The sequence below is a fragment of the Arthrobacter sp. NPDC057009 genome (genome assembly GCF_042673905.1).
Lineage (GTDB): Bacteria > Actinomycetota > Actinomycetes > Actinomycetales > Micrococcaceae > Arthrobacter.
In genome coordinates, this window is record NZ_JBHUSB010000001.1 from 65004 (window position 1) to 88133 (window position 23130).

25 protein-coding genes and 1 riboswitch are annotated in these 23130 nt (G+C 66.9%); of the genes, 6 read left to right on the plus strand and 19 right to left on the minus strand.

What is annotated here, in order from left to right; all coding sequences use genetic code 11:
* The first annotated feature begins 196 nt into the window (after window positions 1-196).
* The 5 genes from ACFTR6_RS00330 to fabF all read left to right on the plus strand — a co-directional run bounded on the left by ACFTR6_RS00330 (window position 197) and on the right by fabF (window position 5290).
* On the plus strand, window positions 197-1441 hold the full coding sequence (locus ACFTR6_RS00330; protein WP_076802410.1) for a CdaR family transcriptional regulator: 1245 nt from the start codon (window positions 197-199) through the stop codon (window positions 1439-1441).
* A gap of 88 nt (window positions 1442-1529) precedes the next feature.
* The gene (locus ACFTR6_RS00335; RefSeq protein WP_172411769.1) at window positions 1530-2459 is read left to right on the plus strand and encodes an ACP S-malonyltransferase; all 930 of its coding nucleotides are present in this window, start codon (window positions 1530-1532) and stop codon (window positions 2457-2459) included.
* Window positions 2456-3517, plus strand: a complete 1062-nt coding sequence (locus ACFTR6_RS00340) for a beta-ketoacyl-ACP synthase III (protein ID WP_076802405.1) — start codon at window positions 2456-2458, stop codon at window positions 3515-3517. Before ACFTR6_RS00335 ends, ACFTR6_RS00340 begins: the two co-directional genes overlap by 4 nt.
* Window positions 3518-3598: 81 nt before the next feature.
* Complete coding sequence (locus tag ACFTR6_RS00345) at window positions 3599-3844, plus strand: acyl carrier protein (RefSeq protein ID WP_076802402.1); 246 nt, start codon at window positions 3599-3601, stop codon at window positions 3842-3844.
* Between the two features lie 210 nt (window positions 3845-4054).
* On the plus strand, window positions 4055-5290 hold the full coding sequence (gene fabF / locus ACFTR6_RS00350; RefSeq protein WP_076802399.1) for a beta-ketoacyl-ACP synthase II: 1236 nt from the start codon (window positions 4055-4057) through the stop codon (window positions 5288-5290).
* A 112-nt stretch (window positions 5291-5402) separates the two neighbouring features.
* Here the strand turns inward: fabF and ACFTR6_RS00355 are convergent, their stop codons facing one another.
* The 17 genes from ACFTR6_RS00355 to ACFTR6_RS00435 all read right to left on the minus strand — a co-directional run bounded on the left by ACFTR6_RS00355 (window position 5403) and on the right by ACFTR6_RS00435 (window position 18669).
* Window positions 5403-5906, minus strand: a complete 504-nt coding sequence (locus ACFTR6_RS00355) for a DUF3145 domain-containing protein (protein WP_076802397.1) — start codon at window positions 5904-5906, stop codon at window positions 5403-5405.
* A 268-nt stretch (window positions 5907-6174) separates the two neighbouring features.
* Window positions 6175-7101 carry a tyrosine recombinase XerC gene (locus ACFTR6_RS00360; RefSeq protein WP_377956511.1) on the minus strand — a complete coding sequence of 309 codons (927 nt, stop codon included), beginning with the start codon at window positions 7099-7101 and terminating at the stop codon, window positions 6175-6177.
* Between the two features lie 54 nt (window positions 7102-7155).
* Complete coding sequence (gene dprA, locus ACFTR6_RS00365) at window positions 7156-8340, minus strand: DNA-processing protein DprA (RefSeq protein WP_377956512.1); 1185 nt, start codon at window positions 8338-8340, stop codon at window positions 7156-7158.
* Between the two features lie 11 nt (window positions 8341-8351).
* Window positions 8352-9896: a YifB family Mg chelatase-like AAA ATPase gene (locus tag ACFTR6_RS00370; protein ID WP_377956513.1), complete on the minus strand. Its 1545-nt coding sequence runs from the start codon at window positions 9894-9896 to the stop codon at window positions 8352-8354.
* The gene (locus ACFTR6_RS00375) at window positions 9896-10252 is read right to left on the minus strand and encodes a YraN family protein (protein ID WP_076803835.1); all 357 of its coding nucleotides are present in this window, start codon (window positions 10250-10252) and stop codon (window positions 9896-9898) included. The genes ACFTR6_RS00370 and ACFTR6_RS00375 overlap by 1 nt, the downstream gene beginning before the upstream one ends.
* 138 nt (window positions 10253-10390) lie before the next feature.
* Window positions 10391-10717: a DUF2469 domain-containing protein gene (locus ACFTR6_RS00380; RefSeq protein ID WP_003806068.1), complete on the minus strand. Its 327-nt coding sequence runs from the start codon at window positions 10715-10717 to the stop codon at window positions 10391-10393.
* A gap of 61 nt (window positions 10718-10778) precedes the next feature.
* Window positions 10779-11450, minus strand: coding sequence for a ribonuclease HII (locus ACFTR6_RS00385; protein WP_087872994.1), 672 nt, complete (start codon window positions 11448-11450; stop codon window positions 10779-10781).
* A gap of 2 nt (window positions 11451-11452) precedes the next feature.
* On the minus strand, window positions 11453-12280 hold the full coding sequence (lepB, locus tag ACFTR6_RS00390) for a signal peptidase I (RefSeq protein WP_377956514.1): 828 nt from the start codon (window positions 12278-12280) through the stop codon (window positions 11453-11455).
* Window positions 12281-12961, minus strand: coding sequence for a signal peptidase I (lepB, locus tag ACFTR6_RS00395; RefSeq protein ID WP_377956515.1), 681 nt, complete (start codon window positions 12959-12961; stop codon window positions 12281-12283).
* Window positions 12962-13046: 85 nt separating this feature from the next.
* Complete coding sequence (gene rplS / locus ACFTR6_RS00400) at window positions 13047-13406, minus strand: 50S ribosomal protein L19 (protein ID WP_076802247.1); 360 nt, start codon at window positions 13404-13406, stop codon at window positions 13047-13049.
* 212 nt (window positions 13407-13618) lie between these two features.
* Window positions 13619-14407, minus strand: a complete 789-nt coding sequence (trmD, locus tag ACFTR6_RS00405; protein WP_377956516.1) for a tRNA (guanosine(37)-N1)-methyltransferase TrmD — start codon at window positions 14405-14407, stop codon at window positions 13619-13621.
* Window positions 14408-14989, minus strand: a complete 582-nt coding sequence (rimM, locus tag ACFTR6_RS00410; RefSeq protein WP_377956517.1) for a ribosome maturation factor RimM — start codon at window positions 14987-14989, stop codon at window positions 14408-14410.
* Window positions 14990-15133: 144 nt separating this feature from the next.
* Entirely contained in the window at window positions 15134-15376 is a 243-nt protein-coding gene (locus ACFTR6_RS00415; RefSeq protein WP_076802241.1) for an RNA-binding protein, read from the minus strand.
* A 1-nt stretch (window position 15377) separates the two neighbouring features.
* On the minus strand, window positions 15378-15791 hold the full coding sequence (gene rpsP / locus ACFTR6_RS00420; RefSeq protein WP_003806059.1) for a 30S ribosomal protein S16: 414 nt from the start codon (window positions 15789-15791) through the stop codon (window positions 15378-15380).
* A gap of 194 nt (window positions 15792-15985) precedes the next feature.
* Window positions 15986-16420, minus strand: coding sequence for a hypothetical protein (locus ACFTR6_RS00425; protein ID WP_377956518.1), 435 nt, complete (start codon window positions 16418-16420; stop codon window positions 15986-15988).
* A 174-nt stretch (window positions 16421-16594) separates the two neighbouring features.
* On the minus strand, window positions 16595-17470 hold the full coding sequence (locus ACFTR6_RS00430; protein ID WP_377956519.1) for a VOC family protein: 876 nt from the start codon (window positions 17468-17470) through the stop codon (window positions 16595-16597).
* Between the two features lie 110 nt (window positions 17471-17580).
* Complete coding sequence (locus ACFTR6_RS00435; protein ID WP_377956520.1) at window positions 17581-18669, minus strand: amidohydrolase family protein; 1089 nt, start codon at window positions 18667-18669, stop codon at window positions 17581-17583.
* Window positions 18670-18745: 76 nt separating this feature from the next.
* Window positions 18746-18853, plus strand: a riboswitch (TPP riboswitch).
* Here ACFTR6_RS00435 and thiC point away from each other — a divergent pair.
* Complete coding sequence (gene thiC, locus ACFTR6_RS00440; protein WP_377956521.1) at window positions 18849-20675, plus strand: phosphomethylpyrimidine synthase ThiC; 1827 nt, start codon at window positions 18849-18851, stop codon at window positions 20673-20675. Its footprint overlaps the riboswitch before it by 5 nt.
* 80 nt (window positions 20676-20755) lie before the next feature.
* Here the strand turns inward: thiC and ACFTR6_RS00445 are convergent, their stop codons facing one another.
* Window positions 20756-21493: an alpha/beta hydrolase gene (locus tag ACFTR6_RS00445; protein WP_377956522.1), complete on the minus strand. Its 738-nt coding sequence runs from the start codon at window positions 21491-21493 to the stop codon at window positions 20756-20758.
* A gap of 56 nt (window positions 21494-21549) precedes the next feature.
* Window positions 21550-23130: a signal recognition particle protein gene (gene ffh, locus ACFTR6_RS00450; protein ID WP_076802227.1), complete on the minus strand. Its 1581-nt coding sequence runs from the start codon at window positions 23128-23130 to the stop codon at window positions 21550-21552.

Genomic DNA, 23130 nt, shown 5'->3' on the forward strand with positions numbered 1-23130 from the left:
TGACATATCCCCGCGCACCCGGCCCCCTTACGCCCGGCCTGGCAACTGTCGAGGGGGGCCCCCACCCAACGGTGGGGGCCGCCGTCGTCGTTTGGCGTACTTCGGGAAGTGCGCAAGGTGCTGTGATGCAGCACAATCGAAGTTGTAGCCTTCGCACAAAATGGAGCTTGTCCCGCGGGCACCGTATGCTCGGATTATGCCCGAGCCGTCCCCTGCCCCTGCACCGCGCAAATCGCCTTCCCGAACCATGACTCCGGAGAAGACGGAGACCCTGAAAAAGCTCAGGGCAAGCGTCGGTCAGTTGTCCACCACCACCATGCGCCAGCTGGAAAAGTCGCTGCCGTGGTACAGCCGGCTCAGTTCGGACGAGCGTTCGGCGCTGGGCCTTGTGGCGCAGAACGGCATCGCCGCGTTTGTCACCTGGTATGAGCGCCCGAGCTCCCCGTCCTGGATCCTTTCCGATGTTTTCGGCACTGCCCCGACGGAACTGACCCGGTCGATCAGCCTTCAAAAGGCGCTTCAGCTCATCCGGATCGTGGTGGAAGTGGTCGAGGACCAGGTGCCGGTCATCGCTCCGGAAGCGGACCAGCCTTCCCTCCGCGAAGCAGTTCTGCGGTACTCGCGGGAGGTGGCTTTCGCCGCCGCGGACGTGTACGCCCGGGCCGCGGAGTCCCGCGGGTCCTGGGACACACGGCTCGAGGCCCTGATCGTGGACGCCATCCTCCGCGGTGAAAACACCGACGCGCTGCGCTCCCGAATCGCCGCGCTGGGCTGGAAGGCGCAGGAGCGGTTCACCGTCATGGTGGGGAACTCACCGTCGGAACCCAGTGCCAGCTACGTGAGTGAACTGCGGCGCATGGCGGGCCGGTACGCGGAGGATGCCCTCGTGGGCATCCAGGGCGACCGCCTCATCCTGATCCTGGGCGGCGTGCACGACCGGGAAACGGCGTACGTGAAGCTCAGCGAGATGTTCGCGCCCGGTCCGGTGGTCTACGGAGCGGAGGCAAGTTCGCTGCTGGAAGCCAGCGGCTCGGCGCAGTCGGCCTTCGCCGGGCTCACCGCCGCACGGGCCTGGCCCGCCGCTCCCCGCCCTGTGGCAGCAGACGACCTCCTGCCGGAACGGGTCATTTCCGGGGACGATGCTGCCCGGCGGTCACTCGTGAAGAACATTTACCGGCCGCTCCTCGCGGCATCGAACGGGCTGGTGGAAACGCTCGGCACGTACCTGGAGCTGGGCCATTCGCTCGAGGCGACCGCCCGGGAACTCTTCGTCCATGCCAACACTGTGCGGTACCGGCTCAAGCGCGTCTGCGACGTCACCGGCTGGGATCCGCTGCTCCCGAGGGAGGCTTTTGTGCTCCAGGCGGCCCTCGTGGTGGGGCGGCTGTCCACTCCGCCGAAGCCCGCCGCCGAGCGTGTTGCCGCGCGGAACACGAACTGAACCGTTGTAGACTTCCTACAACCTGACCCTGTGAGCTTGGTGTACGGAAACACCAATGGATCACCCGGTAATTTGGAAAGCTGGATACGTGCTTGCAATCGTCTGCCCTGGACAGGGCTCACAGACCCCCGGTTTTTTGGCCCCGTGGCTGGAACTGCCTTCCGTAGCAGGCCATCTGGCCTCCCTGAGCGAAATTGCAGGCATTGACCTCACTGCGCACGGGACCACCTCCGACGAGGAAACCATCAAGGACACCGCCGTTGCGCAGCCGCTTATTGTTGCGGCCGGGCTGGTGGCGGCCAAGTCGCTGTTCGACGTCGAACTGAACACGCTTCCGGTCATCCTGGCCGGGCACTCCGTGGGCGAGATCACGGCGTCCGCGCTGGCCGGCGTCCTCACGGAAAAAGAAGCCATGACGTTTGTGCGCGAACGCGCCAACAGCATGGCGGCGGCCGCTGCCGTCACCCCCACCGGCATGAGCGCCGTGGTGGGCGGCGACCCCGCCGAGGTCCTGGCCGCCATTGAGGCCGCCGGCGCGACGCCCGCCAACGTCAACGGCGCGGGCCAGACCGTCGCCGCCGGCACGTTCGAGCAGCTCAAGGTCCTGGCTGAGAACCCGCCGGCCAAGGCCCGGGTAATCCCGCTGAAGGTCGCCGGCGCGTTCCACACCTCGCACATGGCCCCCGCGGTGAGCGCCCTCGAGGCGCTCCGCCCCGAACTGCAGCCGCAGGCGCCTGCGGTGCCGCTGCTGTCCAACTTCGACGGCCAGGAGGTCACGGAGGGCAACGCCGCCGTCGCCAGCCTGATCGCCCAGGTGTCACGGCCCGTCCGCTGGGACCTCTGCATGGAGACCCTCGTGAACCGCGGCGTCACCGGCGTGATTGAACTGGCCCCGGCGGGCACCCTCGCCGGCCTGGCCAAGCGTGGCATGCCCGGCGTCAAGACCGTTGCGGTCAAGACCCCGGACGATCTGTCCGCAGCCCTTGCACTCTTTGCAGAACTGGAAGGACAGGCATGAGCACGCCGGTACTGAAGCAGACCGCGGTCAACCAGCACGCCCGGATCCTGGGCATCGGCGCGTACCGCCCCGACGTCCTGGTCACCAACGAGGATGTGTGCCAGTGGATCGACTCCTCCGACGAGTGGATCCGCCAGCGCACCGGCATCGTCACCCGGCACCGTGCCCCCGCCGACGTCAGCGTGATTGACATGGCCGAGGGCGCCGCCCGCGAGGCCATGGAGAAGGCAGGCATCGACGCATCCCAGCTCGGCGCCGTCATCGTCTCCACGGTGACCCACCCGTACGCCACCCCCTCGGCTGCCGCCAGCCTCGCGGACCGCCTGGGCGCCACGCCGGCCCCGGCCTTCGACATCTCCGCTGCCTGCGCAGGCTACTGCTACGGCGTGGCGCAGGGAGACGCGCTGGTCCGGTCCGGAGCCGCCCAGTACGTCCTCGTTGTCGGCGCCGAGAAACTCTCCGACGTCATCGACAACCGCGAACGCACCATCTCGTTCCTGTTGGGCGACGGCGCGGGCGCCGTCGTCATCGGCCCGTCGGACACCCCCGGCATCGCGCCGTCGGTGTGGGGATCGGACGGCAGCAAGTGGGACGCCATCGGCATGACGCGCTCCATGCTGGACGTCCGCGATCTCGGCCTGGCTGCCCGCCGGTCTGACTCCACCGGCGACCTCGCGCTCCTCGAAGAGGCGCAGGAGCTCTACCCGACCCTCCGCCAGGACGGCCAGACCGTGTTCCGCTGGGCGGTGTGGGAGATGGCGAAGGTTGCCCAGCAGGCGCTGGACGCCGCTGGTGTCGAGGCTGAGGACCTGGTGGCCTTCATTCCGCACCAGGCCAACATGCGGATCATCGACGAGATGGTCAAGAAGCTTAAGCTGCCCGAGACCGTCACCGTGGCCCGGGACATCGCCGACGCCGGCAACACCTCCGCGGCCTCGATCCCCCTGGCCACGCACCGCCTGCTGCAGGAAAACCCCGCGCTGAGCGGCGGCTTGGCCCTGCAGATCGGATTCGGCGCCGGACTGGTCTTCGGCGCCCAGGTAGTCGTCCTTCCGTAGCAATTCCGATAACCAAGCCGCAACCGCGGTTTGCCCATTTCCGGCATCCTCTGCCGGCAATAACAAGAAAAGGAGCCATCAATGGCTAGCAACGAAGAGATCCTGGCCGGACTGGCTGAAATCGTCAACGAAGAGACCGGCCTGGCCCCCGAAGCCGTCGAGCTGGACAAGTCCTTCACCGAGGACCTGGACATCGACTCCATCTCCATGATGACCATCGTCGTCAACGCCGAAGAGAAGTTCGGCGTCCGCATCCCCGACGAAGAGGTCAAGAACCTCAAGACCGTCGGCGACGCCGTCGACTTCATCTCCAGCGCCCAGGCGTAAGTAAGACCCCAGCCAGTATTTTGGCTCCAGCCTGCGCAGGGACCAACCTTTGCAGGCTGAACCCGGCTGGCCGGTCCGGACCCGCGTTTTCCGGACCGGCCAGCCGATGCACCACCCTAAATTTTTTGCAGACTTCCTCCGCACGCCACCCACTCCGGCCTCCGGCCAGCAGCACAGGACACGGCAGGCGCACCGACAGAGAGTGATCCCATGACACGCAAAGTAGTCATTACAGGTCTGGGTGCCACCACGCCCATCGGCGGCGATGTACCCACGATGTGGCAGAACGCGCTGAAGGGGGTTTCCGGAGCCCGCACCCTTGAGGACGACTGGGTTTCAAAGTACGAACTGCCGGTCCACTTCGCCGCCCGGTGCTCCACTCCCGCCCTCGACGTCCTGACCCGCGTTGAAGCCAAGCGCATGGACCCGTCAACCCAGTTCGGCGTCATCGCCGCCCGCGAGGCATGGGCCGATGCAGGCATCACCGAAATCGACCACGACCGGCTGGCTGTCGCCTTCGCCACCGGCATCGGCGGCGTGTGGACCCTGCTGGATGCGTGGGACACGCTGAAGGAGAAGGGCCCCCGCCGCGTCCTGCCCATGACGGTCCCGATGCTCATGCCCAACGGCGTGGCCGCAGCTGTCAGCCTGGACCTGGGTGCCCGCGCGGGTGCGCACACCCCCGTGTCGGCCTGCGCGTCCGGCACCGAGGCCATGCACCTCGGACTGGACCTGATCCGCTCCGGCAAGGCCGACGTCGTCATGTGCGGTGGCGCCGAAGCCGCCATCCACCCGATGCCGCTGGCGGCGTTCTCCTCGATGCAGGCCCTCTCCCGCCGCAACGACGATCCCGAGCATGCCTCACGCCCCTACGACCTGGACCGCGACGGCTTCGTCATGGGCGAGGGCGCCGGCGCACTGGTGCTGGAAGCCGAGGAGCACGCCATCGCACGCGGCGCCCGGATCTACGGCGAACTGGCCGGCACGTCCGTGACCGCCGACGCGTACCACATCACGGCACCGGACCCCGAAGGCCTGGGCGCCACCCGCGCACTCAAGGCAGCCATGTTCGACGGCCGCATCCAGGCAGAGGACGTGGTCCACGTCAACGCACACGCCACGTCGACGCCCGTGGGTGACAAGCCGGAGTACACGGCGCTGAAGGCTGCCCTCGGCAACCACGTCGACAACGTGGCAGTCTCGGCCACCAAGTCCCAGATGGGCCACCTGCTCGGCGCTTCCGGCGCCGTCGAGGCCGTCCTCACGGTTCTGGCCGTCCACGAGCGCAAGGCTCCTGTCACGATCAACCTCGAGAACCAGGATCCGGAGATCCCGCTCGACGTCGTGACCTCCGCCCGCGATCTGCCCGCAGGCGACATTGTGGCGCTGAGCAACTCGTTCGGCTTCGGCGGCCACAACGCGGTCGTTGCCATCCGCAGCGTGTGATGCGATTTGACCACTGAAGAAGCCCCCGCCGGTTGGCGGGGGCTTCTTCATTGCTATGGGGAATGCGGCCTCTGTCGCTGGCGGACAGCCCTGCGGGGATCGAACTTGCCCGTCAGCCGACCTGGTGCAGCCAGCGCACCGGCGCGCCTTCAGCGGCATGCCTGAAAGGTTCCAGTTCCTCGTCCCATGCCTCACCGAGGGCAAGCGACAGCTCATGGTAAACGGCGGAGGGATCGCCGGCGCCGGCCTCATAGGCGTAGCGGATCCGGTCCTCGGACACCATGATGTTGCCGTGCACGTCCGTGACGGCATGGAAAATTCCCAGCTCAGGCGTGTGGGACCAGCGTCCGCCGTCCACACCCTGGCTGGGTTCTTCGGTGACCTCGAAGCGCAGGTGCGCCCAGCCCCGGAGGGCAGACGCCAGCTGCGCACCTGTTCCCTGCGCGCCGGTCCAGGACAGTTCCGAGCGGAACATGCCGGGCGCGGCGGGCTGAGCGGTCCACTCCAGATCCGTCCGCTTGTCCACGACGGATCCGATGGCCCACTCAACGTGAGGGCACAGTGCGGTAGGGGCTGAGTGAATAAACAGCACACCGCGGGTCATTGCAACAGACATTCCATCCTCCATAGCTGTAGGTACGTCTTCCCCAACGACCTGCATGGACGGGATATTTGCTGCTCCGGGCGCCGCGTGGTGCCGGATGATTCCTGCCAATCTATGAAGTTATCTGCCGGGCTGACAAGGGCGCATGAGACAGTGCTTCAAGCACAACTTGAAAGTTGCCGAACTTGGATCTTATTGTGCCGTACGCCGTCTAATTACGCCAGTGCAATTCGGCGTGGTGTAGAAGACACGCTGTAGAAGACGCGCCGAAGAAAGGCGCTCAGGCGCGGGGGTGGGCCTGCTGGTAGCTCTTCCGCAGCCGGTCCACAGATACGTGGGTGTAGATCTGGGTGGTGGCCAGGCTGCTGTGGCCGAGGATTTCCTGGACGGCCCGAAGGTCCGCGCCTCCGTCGAGCAGGTGGGTGGCGGCGGTGTGCCGCAGGGCGTGCGGCCCCGTGGCGGCGGTATCCCCAAGCGCCTCGAACAGGTCCTTCACCACGCTGCGGACCTGCCGCTGGTCAACACGGCGGCCGCGCATGCCGAGGAACAGGGCGGGTCCGCTGTCCGGGGCCGCCAGTTTTCCCCGTCCGCGGCGGAGCCAGTCGTCGACGGCGACCGCAGCCGGCAGCCCGTAAGGCACCGTCCGTTCCTTGTTGCCTTTGCCGAGCACCCGCAGGGTCCGGCGGTCCGGGTCGAGGTCGTCGACGTCCAGGCCGGCCAGCTCGCCGACCCGGACGCCGGTGGCGTAAAGCAGCTCAACCATCGCCCGGTTCCGCAATGCCAGGGGATCACCATCCTGGGCTGCCTCGTTGAGGTCGGCCAGCAGCCGGGCGAGCTGTTGCTGCTGCAGCACGCCCGGCAGTGAGCCATCGCGTTTGGGGGCCTGCAGCCGCAGGGCGGGATCGGTTTCAATGAGTTCTTCCCGCAGCGCCCAGGCGGTGAAGGAGCGCGCCGTGGCCGCGCGGCGTGCCAGTGTGGAACGGGACGCGCCGGCCTCGCTCTGGCTGCCCAGCCAGCGCCGCAGCGTTCCGAGTTCGAGATCCGCAGGATCGGTGACCCCTTCACTGGCCGCGTAGCCCAGGAGGCTGGAGACGTCTGCCACGTATGCGCGGACCGTGTGTTCGGACCGCGCCCGTTCGCCCGTCAGGTACCTGCCGAAGCCCGTGACCGCCTGGGCGAGGGCTGCCGGCAATTCCTGTTTCTCCACTCCCCCACTGTCCCAGCATTCGGCGCAGAATCAGGGAACGGCACGCTGCCAGCTCTAGGTCGATTGCTTGGTGCGCTTCCATCCGCCTTTCTCGGAGACGGCCAGTCCAAGCAGCGCCAGCCTGCCGAGACCCGCGCGCACGGATTCAGCACCCAGGCCGGCCACGGTGCAGAGTTTTTCGACCGAACTGGCGGACCGCAGCGGGAGGGCGTCCAGCAGGATCAGGTCCTCGAGCGTCAGGCCATCGTGCTCGGCCGCCTGGCCGCTCCTTTCGTCAGGCAAGGACTGGCCGCTGGGCGAGGCGAGCTCGGCGACCTCCCCGGCGTCGGTGACGCAGACGGCGCCGCCGTCACGCAGGAGCCGGTGGCAGCCTGCGGAGTTGGCGCTGTGCACCGAGCCCGGAACCGCTCCCACAGCACGGCCCAAAGTTTCCGCGTGATGGGCGGTGTTTAGGGCACCCGACCGCCATCTGGCTTCCACGACGACGGTGACGGATGCAAGAGCGGCGATCAGCCGGTTCCGCTGGAGGAACCGGTAGCGCGTCGGCGCAGAGCCGGGCGGCACCTCGGCGAGAACGGCACCCTGGTTTGCCACGGCGCGCAGGAGATCCTCGTTGCCCGAGGGGTAGAAGCGGTCCACGCCGCCTGCCATCACGGCGATGGTCGGCATCGCATCCGATCCGCCGGCGAGGGCGGCCCGGTGCGCGTGGGCGTCGATCCCGTAGGCGCCGCCCGACACCACCGTGAATCCCCGCTGCGCCAGCGAGTAGGCAAGATCGCCGGTCACCGACGCACCGTAACTGGTGCTGTCCCGCGAGCCCACCAGGGCGACCGCCTTCGAGGCCGGGGGAAGTTCGAACTCGACACCCCGCCACCAGAGGCAGATCGGCTGGTGCAGGCCAAGATCGTCAAGCTGCCGTGGCCACAGCCCGTCCGAAGGGATGATCATCCGGCCGCCCAGGCGCTGCATGGTGGCCAGGTCACGCTCAGGAGCGAGGTCCGGAATCCTGGGTGCCCAGCGCCGCAGTGCGGCACCAAGGCCAGCCCACGGGTTCACCGAACTGTGCTCGGCCAGCAGCACCGTAATGTCCTGTTCCAGCCCCGGTCCGTAACCGACCTGGCCGGTGGCTATTCTCAGGGCGTCCTCCGCTCCGGCGACGTGCACCAGGGCCAGGCCCGCGGCGTCCTGCGGCTCCATCAGCCTGGACAGCGCGGCTCGGGCCAGTCTCTCGTTGTGCATGTTGATCCCTTTCACGCCGCTGCCGAGGCGGTCTGGCGGAGGCTCAGGGCCTGTCCGATGTCATTCCCGTCGGGCTGTTCCCTGCCGCCGAGGTCGGCCAGGGTCCACGCGAGCCGGAGCACGCGGTCATAGCCCCGGGCCGTGAGCACGCCCCGTTCCAGCGCCTGGTCCAGAATCCGGGTGGTGGCCGACGCCAGTCTCAGCTCGCCGCGCAGTATCCGGCCGGGCACCTGGGAATTGGTTTCCAGGCCCAGGGGCTGCAGCCGCTGCAGCTGGCTTTCCCGGGCGGCGTGGACGCGGGCACCGACCGTTGCGCTGTCTTCCGCTCCCCCGGACTGGCCGAAGTCTGTCAGCGACACGCGGTCCACCTGCAGCTGGATGTCCACGCGGTCCAGGAGCGGCCCGGACATCCGCGACATGTAGCGGCGCCGCATGAAGGGGGTGCAGATGCATTCAATGCCCTTCCCCGCGGCCTTGCCGCAAGGGCAGGGGTTGGCCGCCAGCACAAGCTGGAACCGGGCCGGGTAGGCTGCTGCGCCCGCAGAGCGGTGGATGACCAGCTCGCCGCTCTCAAGGGGCTGCCGGAGCGCGTCCAGGACCCTGCGTTCGTATTCCGGAGCCTCATCGAGGAACAGAATTCCGCGGTGCGCACGTGATGCGGCGCCGGGACGCGGCAGCCCTGACCCGCCGCCGATGATCGCCGCTGCTGTCGCCGTGTGGTGGGGATTTTCGAAGGGCGGCCGCCGGACCAGCTGCACGCCGGATGTCGGGAGCTGGCACAGGGAGTGGATCGCCGTCACCTCCATCGCCTCCGTGTCGCCAAGATCGGGAAGAAGCCCTGGAAGCCGCTCGGCCAGCATCGTCTTGCCGGCGCCGGGCGGGCCCATCAGCAGCAGATGGTGGGCGCCGGCCGCGGCCACCTCAAGGGCACAGCGCGCTTCCGCCTGGCCGGACACGTCACACATGTCCGGGACGGGCGTGTCCACGGACACCGGCTCGGTCCCGCCTGAATCCTCTTCCGGGTCGAAGTCAAGGACAAGGTCCTGCGGGTCAGCCCCGAAATCGAACACCAGCCGCGCCAGGGTCCGGTAGCCCAGGACCCTGGCGCCGGGGACGAGCTCCGCCTCGGCCACATTCGCCTGGGCAACCACAATGTCGTGGAATCCCGCCTGCACCGCGGACATCACGGCCGGAAGGATTCCGCGGACAGGCCTCAGCCGGCCGTCCAGTCCCAGTTCGGCGATGAAGACGGTGCGCCCCGTTGGCCTGATATCCTCCGCTGCCCGCAACACCGACATCGCGATGGCAAGGTCGAAACCGGAACCGCGCTTGGGAAGCGACGCCGGAATAAGGTTGGCGGTGATCTTCCGCCGGCTCAGCGGAATGCCGGAGTTCTGCGCCGCCGAGCGGATGCGGTCCCTGGCTTCGTTGAGGGAAGCATCAGGGAGGCCGAGAAGCACGAATGCCGGCAGGGTCTGGCCGATGTCGGCCTCGACCTCCACGATGTAACCGTTCAGGCCCACGAGGGCCACCGAATAGGCTCTCCCCAAGGCCATCACAGAACCTCCTTGAGGTGCTCAACGGTTGGTTCGCCAACGCCGTCGTCCAGCACGGCAATAACGTCCACCCGGCGCAGGGGCAGCTGCAGCCCATGGTCCCGGCACCAGGCCGACCCCAGGCGGTGCAGGCGGGCGAGCTTGTCCGGGCCCACCGCTTCGAACGGGTGACCGTAGGCGAGTGAGCGCCGCGTCTTCACCTCTGCAATCACGAGGGCATCGCCATCCAGGGCGACGATGTCGATTTCGCCGTCGGGGCAGCGCCAGTTGCGCTCCACGATCAGCATTCCCAGTGATTCCAGGTATTCGGCCGCGAGCTCTTCCCCGCGCCGGCCCAGCATGTCCTTGGCTTTCATGTCCACCTCCGCATCCAGCCTGCGGGGGCCTGGTCATGCGGAACAGCCTGTTATTGGGCTATGTGGAAAGGCCGGGAGAATATCGGGGAAAGACCGCGTGTGGAGGAACAGTCGAAGCCAGAAATAGCAGCAACAGCCTCAGTTGCCGAGGTCGACGTCCTTGGGCAGCGCGAGTTCCTCGTTGCGCGGCAGTTCCTCGACGTTGACGTCCTTGAACGTGATGACCCGGACGCTCTTCACGAACCGCGCTGAACGGTAGACATCCCAGACCCAGGCATCCTGGAGCGTGAGGTCGAAATACACCTCACCGTCGGCGCTGCGCGCCTGCAGGTCCACGTGGTTGGCGAGGTAGAAGCGCCGCTCGGTCTCGACCACATAGCTGAACAGACCCACGACGTCGCGGTACTCCCGGTAGAGCTGGAGCTCCATGTCGGTCTCATAGTTCTCAAGGTCTTCGGCACTCATGGTTCCATCTTGCACCATGCGGCGGAAACCCGCGCACCACGCTGCCCGGACAGCCGCTTCGCTACTCGGTCAGCAGGTTCCAGCTCACCCGGTGATAGGGGCTGGGGCCGCGGGTCCGGATGGCCTCCCGGTGGGCGGCGGTGCCGTAGCCCTTGTTGACGTCCCAGCCGAAGTCCGGGAACTCAAGATGCAGCGACTGCATGGTGCGGTCCCGTTCGACCTTGGCAAGGACGCTCGCGGCAGCGACACTGAGGCACTGCATGTCGGCCTTGACGAGCGTGTGGACCGGCGCGTCGCACCCGGGATCCACCACGACCTCATCGAACAGGGAGGGCTGGACGGCGGGTGACAGCCAGTTGTGGCTGCCGTCGAGCAGGACGACGTCAGGGGTGATGCCGGCGCCGAGGATCGCAAACCAGGCCCTGTTCCCGGCGGTCCGGAGGGCGCCCATGATGCCGAGTTCATCGATTTCCCGGGCACTGGCATGTCCGACGGCGGAGGCAACGCTCCAGGCCCGCACCAGGGGATCCAGGCGTTCGCGGTCCGCCGCCTTGAGCAGTTTGCTGTCCCGGACGTCGGCGAGCAGTTCCATATTCTGCAGGTCCACGACGGCGATTCCCACACTTACCGGCCCGGCAAGGGCGCCGCGGCCTACCTCGTCGACGCCGGCCAGGAACCGCGCACCGCGGGGCAGGAAGCGCTTCTCGTAGTCAAGGGTGGGTGCAACGGACATGGCTAACCTGCCGAGGGGACATTCCTGAAGACGTCCGGGTAGTTGTCGAGGGCGGCCCAGCGGTTCATCGGCCAGGCGATCACTGCTGCCTTGCCCTCGATATCGGCGATGTCCACGAAGCCGCCGTTGCTGTCTGTGTGGGCCCGGGAGTCCGCCGAGTGGTTGCGGTTGTCCCCCATCACCCAGACCTTGCCCTCGGGCACCACGACGTCGAAGGTGCGCACGGCCGGGACTTCGGCCGGGTTGACGTATTTCTCGTCCAGCGCAGCCCCGTTGACGGTGATCTTCCCGCCGTCGTCACAGCAGACGACGCGGTCCCCCGGAAGCCCGATGATCCGTTTCACGAGGTGCTGCTCGGAGTTGTCCGGCAGCAGGCCCACGAAGGTCAGCCCGTCCTCCACGACGCTGAATGGCCCGTCGGCCTTTGGCGGGGTGGGCGGCAGCCAGCCCTTGGTGTCCTTGAAGACCACGACGTCGCCGCGTTCGAGGGCGAAAGGCTCCGGAACCAGGAGGTTCACGAAGATGCGGTCGTTGATGTCCAGGGTGTTCACCATGGACTCGGACGGAATGTAGAAGGCCCGGAAGAGGAAGGTCTTGATGAGGAAGGACAGCACGACGGCGATCACCACCACCGTGGCGATTTCCTTCAGCCACAGCAGGAGGGGGTTGCGGTCCCGGCTCCTTTCCTGCCGGCGGGAGCCGGAACGGGAGGGTGATGCCGCACCGGAGCCGGGCACTGCCGGTTCCGAAACGGGCTCCTGGGCGGCATGCCGTCCCGGCCCCGCAGCACTCTGCCGCGGCTCTGAACTCCCGGGATCGATTTCCGGCATCTACTGTCCGTCCTTTGTTGTTGTATGAGCCGCCAACGGCGGCCGCGCCACTGACGCAAATCTATCAAGCGGCCAGATGATCTGTACCGGCCTGCCGATTACCCGGTCCACCCGCACCATGCCGCCGCCCGGCGCCCCCAGCAGGCTTCGGGAGTCCGCTGACACCGAGCGGTGGTCACCGAGCAGCCACAGCCGGCCCTCCGGAACGGTCACGTCGAACTTTTGCGTGCTCGCGGCGTCACCCTGATACAGATACGGTTCCACCAGCGGCTGGCCATTGACTGTGAGGCGGTTGCCGGCGTCGCAACAGACCACGCGGTCGCCGGGCAGGCCGATGACCCGCTTTACATATGTAGTATCACTGCCGGTCAGTCCCAGCCAGTGCCCCGCGGCGGCCGCCGCTTCCTGCAGCGGACCCTGCCCGCTGTTCAGCGGGGCGAACGAGCCCCGGCCATCGAACACAACGACGTCGCCGCGGCGGATCGGCTCCGTCTGGAAGGCGGTGCGGGACACCAGGATCCTGTCGCCGGTCCCGAACAGCGGCTCCATGGAAGCGGACGGGATGTAATAGACATCCAGCCAGAGGGAGCGGATCAGCCCGCTGATAAGGACGGCGGCCAGCACTGCCAGCAACGCAAAACGCCAGCCCGGTTTCCCTGGCTGGCGTTTCGTCTGATCCATAGTCCGTATCCTGTGGCGCTGTTGCGGATGGTTCCGGCGCTGGCCGGACACGGGCTGGGGCCCCGCCGTGAAAGTCCGGTCGGACTTACTTGGCGGCGCTGAAGTCGCGCTTTTCCTTGATCTTCGCGGCCTTACCGCGCAGTGCACGCATGTAGTAAAGCTTGGCGCGGCGAACGTCACCCTTGGTGACAACCTCGATCTTTTCGATGATCGGGGAGTGCACCGGGAAGGTACGCTCAACACCGACACCGAAGGAAACCTTGCGGACGGTGAAGGTCTCGCGGATGCCGTCACCCTGGCGGCCCAGGACGAAGCCCTGGAACACCTGGACACGGGAGTTCTTGCCTTCGATGATGTTCACGTGAACCTTGAGGGTGTCACCCGCGCGGAACTCGGGAACGTCAGTGCGCAGCGAGGCTGCATCTACGGAATCGAGGATATGCATTGATCCACTCCTGGTGAACGCCACAGGTCATCCACTTTGGGTCACGGCGGCCAAGCCCGAAGAATTCCGGGAATCGCCGCCGAAGTGTTGAAGTCCAGTCCCGCCACCGTTTGGCAGCACCGGGGTGTCTTGCTGTTGGCTACGCTCCCCCTGTGGCAGGCGCGGACCCAGCAGACACAAGGACTAATTTTGCCATATATGGCACGGATTGGTTAATCCCGGCGCCTCAGGTGACCGTCGACGACGTCGTACCCCAGGTCAGCGAGAGCGGTGCGGTCTGCGCGGGGCAGCGACCCGGCGTCGAACGTTTCGAGCAGGTCAGGACGGCGTTCCGCCGTCCTGCGGTACTGCTCGTGCCGCCGCCACTGCGCAATCTTGCCGTGGTTGCCGCTGAGCAGGACGGCCGGGACCTCCCGGTCGCGCCAGACCGACGGCTTGGTGTACACCGGGTACTCCAGCAGGCCGTCCGAGTGCGACTCTTCAACGAGCGACTCGGGGTTCCCCACGACGCCGGGGAGCAGCCGGCCGATCGCTTCCACCATGGCCAGGACGGCCACTTCACCGCCGTTGAGGACATAGTCGCCGAGGCTGACCGGGCGGACGGTGAAGTGTTCCGCCGCCCATTCGATGACGCGCTCGTCAATGCCCTCGTACCGCCCGCAGGCGAACACGAGCTGCTCCTCCTCGGCAAGCTCGTACGCCAGCGCCTGGTTGAAGCGCTCCCCCGCCGGGGACGGCACGATCAGCACGGGCCTGGCCGCGCCGGCCGGCCGGGCAGCCGCCACTGACTCCAGCGCCTGCGCCCACGGCTCGGCCTTCATCACCATGCCGGCGCCGCCGCCGTAGGGGGTGTCGTCAACGGTGCGGTGGCGGTCGGTGGTGAAGGTGCGCAGATCGTGCACATTCAGGTCCAGCAGCCCGTCCTGGCGGGCCTTTCCGATGAGCGACAGTTCCAGCGGGGCCAGGTACTCGGGAAAGATGCTGACGACGTCGATCCTCATCTACGCTTTGGCCTCCGGCTCGGCGTCGTCCTCGGCGGTGTCCCGGCCCCGGGTCTCCGGGTCCTCCCCGCCTTCCTCGTTGATCTCGAACAGGCCTGCCGGCGGAGTGAGCAGGACATAGCCCTCCTCGATGTTCACTTCCGGGACGATCTGCTCCACGAACGGGATGAGGATTTCCTTGCCGTCGGGGGTTTCCACGACGAGCAGGTCCTGCACCGGCATGGTGTTCAGGGCGGTGACCTTACCCACGGGCCGCGAACCGACGCGGGCCTCAAGGCCGACGAGCTCGTGCTCGTACCAGCCTTCGTCGTCGTCCTCGTCAAGCTCCTCGGTCTCGATGAACAGCTTGGCGCCGCGCAGGGTCTCCGCCCGGTTGCGGTCAGCGACCTCCTGGAAGCCGAGCAGGAGGATGTCCTTGTTCCAGCGGGCACTGCGCACGGTGAGCGGCCCGGCCGAGGCCGGCTCCACCACAAACTCGGTGCCGGGGACGAACCGGTCCTCGGGCGCGTCGGTGAGCACCTGGACGGTCACCTCGCCGCGGATTCCGTGGGGCTTGCCGATACGGGCCACCTGAAGCTGCATGTGTTCCTCTGTTTGATGCATGTCGATGCATGGTTATGACTGTGCGGGCGTGCTGGCCATCGCGGGGCCAGGCCCAAAGCAGTCCGGCCCCTCCACCGTTAGCTGGTGGAGGGGCCGGACATTAAGACAAGCGTTGCAGGCGCGTTACCGGCGGCGGTCGGTGTCGACGACGTCGACCCTGACCTGCTCGCCATCCGCCAGTGCCGCCACGACCGTGCGCAGTGCACGCGCGGTGCGTCCCTGGCGTCCGATTACCCGTCCGAGGTCTTCCTGGTGAACGCGCACCTCGAGGGTATCCCCGCGGCGGTTGTTCTTGGCACTGACCTTGACGTCCTCAGGGGAGTCGACAATGCCGCGGACAAGGTGTTCGAGCGCTTCTGCCAGCAACTTACTCAGCCTCGGTGGTCTCTGCTTCAGCCTCGGCGGGGGCTTCCGATGCCTTGGCCTTCTTGGTGATGGCTTCCGGGATGATCACGGAACCCTTCTCCGGAGCAACGAATGCTTCCTTGTCGGCCTTGGTCTTCAGGGTGCCTTCCTGGCCCGGCAGACCCTTGAACTTCTGCCAGTCACCGGTGATCTTGAGGATCGCAGCAACCTGCTCCGACGGCTGGGCGCCGACGGACAGCCAGTACTGTGCACGCTCGGAGTCGACCTCGATGTACGAGGGCTCCTCGGTGGGGTGGTACTTGCCGATCTCTTCGATGGCACGGCCATCGCGCTTGGTGCGCGAGTCGGCGACAACGATGCGGTAGTACGGTGCGCGCATCTTACCGAAGCGCTTGAGGCGAATCTTTACGGCCACTTTTGTGGTCACTCCTGTTTCTGAAACGGGGTTGAACCCGCGTTCTGCACCCGTGGGGCGGGCCGTACTTGGGGGTTCGAAAAGGACAGGATCCAGACGCGGAGAGAGGGGCCACGCAGATCGAGTACCTGTTTATTGTGCCAGATCATCCGCGTTATTTCGACTTGACATGCGGACGCCGGTCTCATTGCGCGCTAGGAAGACCAGACGTAGAGGCCGGTCCTGCTGGCTTCATCCACGGTACCGGCCAGCTCCGCCAGCTGCTGAACGTACTTCCGGGCTTCCCCGGCGCCGAACGGCATGTCGTCCAGGGCCGCCCAGCGTTCGGCCACGTCGTCCAGAACGTTGCCCTCACCCTCGGACTCATAGGTGAGGAGCTCGGCCAGCGTCCGGACCATCGCCGCGGGCACGCCGAGCAGGGAGTCGCTGGCCACGTCCACCATGGCGAGCTCGTAGTCGGCGCCGGCGGCGTGCACCGCAGCGCCGGCGAGGTCGCCGAGCTGTTCGATCTCAAAATCACTGATGCCAATGATTCGGATGCCGTCTCCGGCAGCAGCGCCGCCTTCCAGCGCCTCTGCCCGCTTGAGGGCATCATTGTGGGTGGCGACAAACACTTCGGTGAAGCCCATGGATTCGTCCTCATTCCGTCGGCGGTGCATGCCCGGCGGCTGCCGCGCCGGGGCCCTTCGAATGTCAGCCTAACCCAACCGGGTGCACCGGACTCAGCGAACCCTATTTTCGAACAGCGGCGTTCATCGAACGGCGGCGTTTACCAAACGGCAACGCTTATCGGACAGCGGCCCTTACTTAACAGCGACGCGGAGCCGGTTCCGCCACGGATCCTCGAAGCGGAGCTCGGCGCCCGTGTGGTGCGATTCGACGCCGGCGACCTTGAGGCGGTCGGCAAGGGCGCCGACGTCGTTGCCCGAGGGGACCTCAATGAGGACCTCGCCGAGACCCAGGGTGTCGCGGCGCGGCCCGGCGCCGCGACTGTTCCAGACGTTCATGGCCATGTGGTGGTGGTAGCCGCCAGCTGACACAAAGAGCGCCTGGCCGTGCCAGCCCGCGGTCTTTTCGAATCCGAGGGTGCCGACATAGAAGTCGTGGGCGGACTGCACGTCGCCCACCTGCAGGTGGACGTGCCCCACCTCTGCTCCGGCGGCGCGCTGCCCCGTCACGGATTCCTGCGTGAGGTGGTCATGCAGGTACTTCTGCGGCGGCAGTGCCACGTTGTCCATGACAACGTTTTTGCCATCCCAGGACCAGGCTTCGCGCGGGCGGTCCCAGTAAAGTTCGATCCCGTTGCCTTCCGGATCGGTGAAATAGAACGCCTCACTCACCAGATGGTCGGCACTGCCCACGAAGGACTGCGGCTCGTACTGGGCCGCACTGGCAATGGTGGCGGCAAGGGAGGATCGGTCCTCGAACAGGAGCGCGGTGTGGAAGAGGCCGGCCTCGCCGCGGCCGGGGATATTGAGGCCCGGGGCGGGAGCGAGGTGCACCAGCGGCGTTTTCAGCCGGCCGAGGTAGAGGCCGCCGTCCTGCTCGGCAACGACGTCGAGGCCGAGGGCGCGCTGGTAGTAGTCGGTCATGAGCTTCATATCGCCCACCTTGAGCATGACGGTGCCCATGGCGAGGTCGGCAGGAAGCAAGTCCTGGCTGCTGTCTGCTGCTGTCATTGAATACTCCCGAAATGTCCGGACCGCCGGATTTCGGCAGCCTCTACATATCTAAATTACTTGAAGCTTCAATTTATTCCTAGTCCTCTTATTCCTAGTCCTCCCGGGTCCTATCCCGAGTGAACAGTCCTGCCCCGCAGAACCACGTGGCTGAGGTTCCGGATGGTCTCCGGCACGGCACGCGGATCTTCCCGGCAGAGCACAACGTCGGCGCCTGCCCCTTCGGCCACGCCCTCCGCTCCGAGCCAGCGGCGTGCACGCCAGCAGGCGGCGTCCAGAGCCGCTGCTGCCGGGAGCCCGGCGGCGTGGAGTTCAAGGATTTCGTCGGCGATGCGGCCGTGGCGGATCACGCTGCCGGCATCAGTTCCCGCATAAATTTCGACGCCGGCCTCATAGGCTTCCATGATCCGCTCCCGGCGGCGGGCCCAGAGTGAGCGCATGTGCTCGGCATACCGCGGGAACTTTGGCTCGGCCTGGGCCGCGATATCGGGGAAGGTGGCGATGTTGATGAGTGTGGGAACGATCGGCACCTGCTGCTCGGCGAAGCGGGGAATGTGCCTGGGCAGGAGCCCTGTGGCGTGTTCAATGCAGTCGATGCCGGCGTCCAGCATGTCATCCAGGGTGTCCTCGCCGAAGCAGTGGGCCGTGACCCTGGCGCCCTCGTCGTGGGCGGCCCGGACGGCGTCCCGCACGGCTGCGGCAGGGAATGACGGCGCGAGGTCGCCGGCGGTCCGGTCGATCCAGTCGCCCACCAGCTTGACCCAGCCGTCCCCCTCCCGTGCCTGTTTGCGCACGGCCTCCACGAGGCCTTCGGGTTCGACTTCGACGGCGAAGTTGCGAAGGTAGCGGCGGGACCTGGCGACATGTCGGCCGGCCCGGATGATCCGGGGCGCATCAGGCCGCTGCTGCAGCCAGCGCGTGTCGCTCACGGCACCGGCGTCGCGCACCAGCAGCGTTCCGGCGTTGCGGTCAGTTATCGCCTGCTCGTACGCCACGTCGTCGTCTACGGCACCCGCCGGGCCCAGCCCGATGTGGCAGTGGGCATCAACGAATCCGGGCAGGACCCAGCCATCCAGGACGGTGTCCGCCCGCCGGCTCGGCGGATTGAACGTCAGTTTCCCGTCAACGGCCCAGAGCCCGCGGCGTTCCTCATCCGCCGCAGTGAGCACGGGTCCGCTGAATTCGATGATGTGCGCCATGGTTCCAGCTTAATTGGCCGCCGCACCGGGCCCTTCACAGATGGACAGGGGCAATCGTGGCTGTGGTAGCTTCGTCTAACGACCACACGGGTGCCCTTGCAGGGGCTGAGATCAGGCTGACGCAGCCTGCGACCGTCGAACCTGTCCGGGTAATGCCGGCGAAGGAAGTGAGCAGTAAATTGAGCACCCAGAAATCACAGCTGAGCCCTGCCCAAAATGAATCAGCCCAGAATGAAAAAGCCCAGAATGACGCAGCCGTCACGCAGTCGCTGAAGTCCCATTCACTGGCTTACCTGGAAGGAGACGGGCTGCGGGTTCCGGTAACGGAAATCGCCCTGGAGCCCTCCCCCAACGGCGAGCAGAACGAGCCGCTGCGCGTTTACCGCACGGCCGGCCCCGGCAGCGACCCGGTGGTGGGCCTCGCCCCGTTCCGTGCGGAATGGATTGCGGCGCGCGAAGACACGGAGACCTATGACGGCCGCGAGCGGAACCTGCTCGACGACGGCAAGTCAGCCGTGCGCCGCGGCGCGGCTTCCGCCGAATGGAAGGGCGCCAGGCCGGTGCCCCGCCGTGCGGCTGAAGGCAGGACCGTGACGCAGATGCACTATGCGCGTCAGGGCACCATCACTCCCGAGATGCGCTTCGTGGCCCTCCGTGAGAACTGCGACGTTGAACTCGTCCGCAGCGAACTCGCCGCCGGACGGGCCATCATCCCCAGCAACATCAACCACCCTGAGTCCGAGCCCATGATCATCGGCAAGGCGTTCTTGGTGAAGATCAATGCCAACATCGGCAACTCGGCCGTTACCAGCTCCATCGCGGAAGAGGTGGACAAGCTGCAGTGGGCCACCCAGTGGGGTGCGGACACCGTGATGGACCTGTCCACCGGCGACGACATCCACACCACGCGCGAGTGGATCATCCGCAACTCCCCCGTGCCGATCGGCACGGTGCCGATCTACCAGGCGCTGGAAAAGGTCAACGGCGAGGCGAACGCGCTGACCTGGGAGATCTTCCGTGACACGGTCATCGAACAGTGCGAGCAGGGCGTGGACTACATGACCATCCACGCCGGCGTGCTGCTCCGGTACGTGCCCCTCACAGCGAACCGTGTGACCGGCATCGTCTCCCGCGGCGGTTCCATCATGGCTGGCTGGTGCCTTGCCCACCACCAGGAAAACTTCCTGTACACCCACTTTGACGAGCTCTGCGAGATCTTCGCGAAGTACGACGTCGCCTTCTCACTGGGTGACGGCCTGCGGCCGGGCGCGACGGCGGACGCCAACGACGCCGCGCAGTTCGCCGAACTGGACACCCTGGCTGAGCTGACCCAGCGCGCCTGGGAGTACGACGTGCAGGTCATGGTGGAGGGACCGGGCCACATCCCGTTCCACCTGGTGCGTGAGAATGTGGAGCGCCAGCAGGAGCTCTGTAAGGGTGCGCCCTTCTACACGCTGGGTCCGCTGGTCACCGATGTTGCCCCTGGCTACGACCACATCACCTCGGCCATCGGCGCCACGGAAATCGCCCGCTACGGCACGGCCATGCTGTGCTACGTCACCCCCAAGGAACACCTGGGCCTGCCCAACAAGGATGACGTGAAGACCGGGGTCATCACCTACAAGATCGCCGCCCACGCTGCCGACCTTGCCAAGGGCCACCCCGGCGCGCACGAACGCGACGATGCGCTGTCCAAGGCCCGGTTCGAGTTCCGGTGGCGCGACCAGTTCGCACTGTCGCTGGACCCGGTGACTGCCGAATCCTTCCACGACGAGACGCTGCCGGCGGAACCTGCCAAGACGGCGCACTTCTGTTCGATGTGCGGCCCCAAGTTCTGCTCCATGCGGATCAGCCAGGACATCCGGAATGAGTACGGCTCAGCCGAAGCGCAGGCCGCCCTCGCAGAGATGGCGGAGGGCATGCGCGAGAAGAGCGAGGAGTTCCTCGCCGCCGGCGGGAAGGTGTACCTGCCGGAGCTGCGGCTCCCCGAGTCAGCCCGCCAGTAACAGGCGTCCCTCACCATGTCCGGCTGGCATTGGGGGCCGGCCGGACGTGGGACGGAACGCTGAACGCGGGACGGGAAACGCTAGGAAGCCTGCGGCTGCTGCTGCCGCCGGCTGACGTCGGCGATGAATGACCTGATGTGGCGGTCACCTTCCGCTGAATCGTGGGGCCGGTGCCCTCCCGCAGCGATGCGGTGCACGGCACCGGTCTCGCGCAGGTAACCCGCGATTTCCTCGTACAACGGCTCCCAGCCGCCGGTGAGGACCAGGGTGGGAACACCCGGCACGATCTGCAGCGGGGCCTGCCACGGCGGCGCCTGCAGCCGCAGCCGCCTGGCAGCGCGTTTGGCCTCCGGGGTGCTGGGCTCCGGCGAATCCGCCGCGAAGGCACGGTGTAAAAACTCGCGTTCGTAATCGTCGTCGCCGAGCTGGTGCCGGACCTCGAACAGCGGTTCCATCAGGGCGCGATGGGCGGCAGTAGCCGGCAGTTCGGCGGTGAGCGACAGGCAGGCAGGCTCCACGAGCGTGAGCGAGAAGACCAGGTCGGGGCGTTCGACGGCGGCCATCATCGCAGCGATGGCGCCCTGTGCGTGCGCCACCACATGGCCCCCGGCGGCTCCGCGGCCGTCGTCGGCCAGGGAACGCAGCACGATGCGGGCGTCCTCGGCGAAGTCGGTTTCCAGCGGTTCCGCCTCGGCGTCAAAACCGTGCCGCCGCAGGAACAGGGCGTCGTACTGCAGGGCCATGCCGTGCTGGCGCGGCCACGCCGCGGAGCCGAAGTTTCCGGCTCCGTGGACGAACACTACCCGCTGCTTATACATGACCCAACCTTATGGCAGCGGTCCGACATCGGCGCCGGCCGACGTGACCGTGCGCCTTATTTGCCGCCCAGGAACTTGTCGAAGCCCTTGGGGAGGTTCAGCTGGGACGGGTCGAAGTCGCCGGACTGCTGGCCGAACGCAGCTCCGGTAGGCACTGCCTTGGCCCCGGCCGCCCGCCTTGCCTCGGCTTCGCGAAGCTCCTGCGCCGCCTTGGCAGGATTTCCGGAACGGGCCTTCTTCTTGGGGGCGTTCTTGCCGCCCTTGCGGGCACCGCCTGCCCCCATGCCCGGCATGCCCGGCATGCCCGGCATCCCGCCGCCCTGGGCCATCTTCTTCATCATCTTCTGCGCCTGGCCGAAGCGCTCCAGCAGCCCGTTGACTTCGGACACGTGCACGCCCGAGCCACGGGCGATGCGGGCCCGGCGGGAACCGTTGATGATCTTCGGAGCCAAACGCTCATGCGGCGTCATCGAGCGGACGATTGCCTCGACCCGGTCAATCTCGCGCTCGTCGAACTGCTCCAGCTGCTGCCTGATGTTCTGGGCACCGGGCATCATCATGAGCATCTTCTTCATGGAGCCCATTTTGCGGATCTGCTGCATCTGGGCGAGGAAGTCGTCCAGGGTGAAGTCTTCCTGGTCGGCGAACTTCTTCGCCATCCGGGCGGCTTCTTCCTTGTCCCAGGACTTTTCCGCCTGCTCAATCAGGGAGAGGACGTCGCCCATGTCCAGGATGCGCGAGGCCATCCGGTCCGGGTGGAACAGTTCAAAGTCGTCCAGGCTTTCACCGGTCGAGGCGAACATCACAGGCTTGCCGGTGACCGACGAAACGGACAGCGCGGCACCGCCGCGGGCATCGCCGTCGAGCTTTGACAGCACGATGCCGGTGAAATTCACGCCTTCATCGAAGGCCATGGCCGTGTTGACGGCGTCCTGGCCGATCATGGCGTCAATCACGAAGAGGACTTCGTTGGGCACGATGGCCCGCCGGATCTGGCGCGCCTGTTCCATCATGTCCGCGTCAACGCCGAGGCGTCCGGCGGTGTCAACGATGACGACGTCGTGCAGCTTCTGGCGTGCTTCCTCGACGCCGGCACGGGCGACGCCGACCGGATCGCCTGCCGGGTGCTCCAGCTCCGAGGTGGCGCCCGGGTGCGGTGCAAAGACGGGAACGCCGGCGCGCTGGCCCACGACCTGCAGCTGCGTCACGGCGTTGGGGCGCTGGAGGTCACAGGCGACGAGGATGGGGCTGTGGCCCTGGGCCTTCAGCCACTTGGCGAGCTTTCCGGCCAGGGTGGTCTTGCCGGCACCCTGGAGGCCGGCAAGCATGATGATGGTGGGGCCGGTCTTGGCCATCCGGATGCGGCGGGTCTCGCCGCCGAGGATTTCGACGAGCTCCTCGTTGACGATCTTCACGATCTGCTGGCTGGGGTTCAGTGCCCCGGAAACCTCGGCGCCGAGCGCGCGCTCACGGACCTGCCCGGTGAACTCGCGGACCACGGGCACGGCAACATCCGCATCCAGGAGGGCGCGCCGGATCTCGCGGACCGTGGCGTCGACATCTGCCTCGGTGAGGCGGCCCTTGCCGCGGAGGTTCTTGAAGGTTGCTGTCAACCGGTCAGAGAGTGAATTGAACAC